Source organism: Paenibacillus sp. P4_E11, from assembly GCF_056401635.1.
This window is the reverse complement of the sequence record NZ_JBFUIX010000302.1, coordinates 1-2,898: the sequence shown is the minus strand read 5'-3', so window position 1 is coordinate 2,898 and position 2,898 is coordinate 1. Positions and strand designations below refer to the sequence as shown.

The 2,898-nt window shown below is 44.3% G+C and carries 3 protein-coding genes; all 3 read right to left on the bottom strand.

All coding sequences use genetic code 11. The annotated features are described in order from the left end of the window. On the bottom strand, positions 1–1,208 hold a 1,208-nt coding region (locus AC1DWB_RS33155), incomplete at its 3' end, for an ABC transporter substrate-binding protein (protein ID WP_477545350.1). A gap of 41 nt (positions 1,209–1,249) precedes the next feature. Then, entirely contained in the window at positions 1,250–2,410 is a 1,161-nt protein-coding gene (locus AC1DWB_RS33150) for an efflux RND transporter periplasmic adaptor subunit (protein ID WP_477545349.1), read from the bottom strand. A gap of 66 nt (positions 2,411–2,476) precedes the next feature. Then, positions 2,477–2,898: carbohydrate ABC transporter permease (locus tag AC1DWB_RS33145; RefSeq protein ID WP_477545348.1), on the bottom strand; the 422-nt coding region annotated here is incomplete at its 5' end.

The window sequence follows — 2,898 nt, the reverse complement described above, 5'->3', positions numbered from 1 at the left end:
CTGGACTCATCTCCTATAATGAAAATCACTCTACCGCCTACAATCGCAAAGTTATCTGCTGTATGAATGAATTGTTTGAACAGAGTAAATTGTTCGTCCGACACCTTGGGTGCTTTACCGTCTTCAAGCTTGTACTTTCCACTTTTAACTTGATTCTGAATGTCATTTAGCTGCTTCTCATTCACGGATTTAAGCAGTGAAAATCCTTCTCTCTCTTGCAGGGATTGCCCATCATCGGATAATAGGAAGGCAATAAACTTCCAAGCCTCCTCTTTAACAGGAGATTTGGCTTGAATCGCAAACCGAGATTCGGGGATAATCCTCGCTCCACCTTTTTGTTCTGGTTTTTGCAGCAGCTTCGGATTTGAGAAGAATTGATGCAGACCATTGATAAAGTCTGCCGGCGATCGCAAAACAGTATTATAGAACATTTGCTTGCCTATATCCGCCGATTCCGAAGCCATGACTTTATCATCGTACATTTTTTTAATTTGTTTCATCACTTCCACGAATAAGGGAGAGTCGAACTTTGCCTTTTTCGCTGTATGATCAACGAACTCTGAGTATTTATCCACCATCATTTCTTGAATGAGGTAGTCCGGCGGGTCATTCGCTAAAGCGTAGCGGCGTACCTTGTCCTTCCCCCCCAGTTTCCTCGAAACCTCTTCAAACTCCTTCCAGGTCCAATGCTTATCGTCGACATTCGCGTTCTTAAGAAGGTCCCCATCGCCTACGAACGCCCTCAGGGAGAACCCTAAAGGCATGGCATACATACCGCCATTCTGCTTCATTAAATCTAAAACGTTCATTTGCAAATCGCTTTTATTCAGCGTTTTGTCTTGCTCCATGGGCTCATCCATGTTCAGGAGAAGCTTTTTGCTCACGTAATCATCGATAGGCAAGCTGCCTATTTCGAAGATATCCGGGCCTTTCCCTGATAGCAGCGCTGCATTCGTCGTTGTTTGGTATTTCTCATAATCATCTGTGGTCTGAATTTGCAGATCGATGTCCGGATACTTTTCTTCAAACTTTTTTTCTGCTGTCTGAATAAATGCGCTCGGTCGCTGCATAGACAAAGTAACGACTGTTTTTCCCTCTTTTGTTACCGGTTTCTCCGTACTTGCCAATTCCCCGTTGCCCCCAGAACTGCATGCAGTCGTTGTCGTCATTAAAATACCAATAAATATTATACACAGCCACTTTTTCATCGAATGAATTCCTCCTATAATTTTTCCACTTACATGCATATCTATTGCAGACGAACACGGTTTCCGTCTTGTAAGGGCTCACTGCTTTCCAGAATAATCAGGTCATCCTCATAGAGGCTATCCGCTTGAATCATCGTTTCTTTGCCATTCGTTTCCCTGTACTGGATTCGGACTTTACGGACAACATAGATATTACCTAATGCTCCTCTCTGTTCTTCAATTTTATAAACGAATATACCGTCACGGTCTTGATGAATAGCCTCATTGGAAATGACCAATCCCTCTTGGCGTGAACGTTTCTGGAGTTTGATCCCTGCTTGCTCACCCCCTCTCAGTTCGGAATCAACAACCTTTAAGCGAAGGGCCTTCTGAGGGATCATGATGGTCTTCCCCGTCTCATCACCAGCCGAGTTCTCGGTTCGCGGTACTGCATTTGCCAGTTCATCAATCGTACCGTCGACCATGCGGGTCTTTTGTTCTTGAACATTATGTACCTCGATCTCTATCAACTCACCGATCGATATCCCTAAACTGGACAATAGCTTGGAATCAGCAATAATTTCCAATCGATAACCTAGGCTGCTGTTCGAGATAAGCACATCCTGTTCTCCCGCTGATGTTAACCCTTCCACAGCATTCAATTTCGTTATAATGCCATCGTAAGGAGCGGTGATTTCCTGTTGGCTTGCCAGACGATCACTCAGCTCGTTAATTTTACGTTCCTGCGTGCCTAGATCCAGCTTACGCGTTTCGATATCGCGTCTTGCACTCCGAATCTTGAGTTCGTCCCCTCCCATAACCGACTGGATGTACTGATCTTGAATATTGTGCAGCTCGATTTTCTGCTTTTCCAAATTGGTTATTTCATCTTCCAATTCTCGTTTGGCAGATTTACTGTCATAGGTGATTAGCTGTTGCCCCTTCTTCACAAGATCTCCTTCTTTTACGAGAATCTTCTGGACCTTCCAGCCCGCAGGGTTCGATAATCTCTCTTCGGCGAACGGTTGCAGCATGCCACTGCCTTCGATAGTAAATAAAAGACTTCCGTTTGCCGGCTTTTCCGTGCTCACTTTCGGCAAGGTCAGCGACTGCAGTGTATTGCTAAACAACGTAAAAAAGATTAACAATCCTATAAAAAAAATGAACACAACTTGAATGGTTCGTTTGCGCCTGCGATCACCCAGTTCTTTTTCTAACTCCATATCCCGTCTTTCCTCCTAAGAACTTTCCGTTGGAAAGTTTACTCGTAAACATCAGCTTCACAAAAATCACCCCTTGATGCCGGACAATTGAATACCTTCAATGAAATACGTTTCCGCATACAGAAACAGCAGCACCATCGGAGCCATGTAGAGCATGGATGCAGCGAAAGCTATCCCCGGCTCACCATTAATCCTGGATAAATAAACCGATAGCGGCTGCTTGAACGGATCGTCCAGAAAAATAAGCGGCTGCTCCACCATGTTCCAATAATCGACGAACAGGAGGATTACAAGTGAAGCCAGACCCGGTTTGATCATCGGAATAATAATCTTATAGAAAATTCGCAAATGACCGGCTCCATCCATCTTGGCCGCTTCTATGTAGGCATATGGAATATCCAGCATAAACTGCCTGAGCATAAACACACCGAAAGCTGCGAAAATTCCAGGTAATATAATCGCATTCGGACTATTCAGCAGTCCAAGCT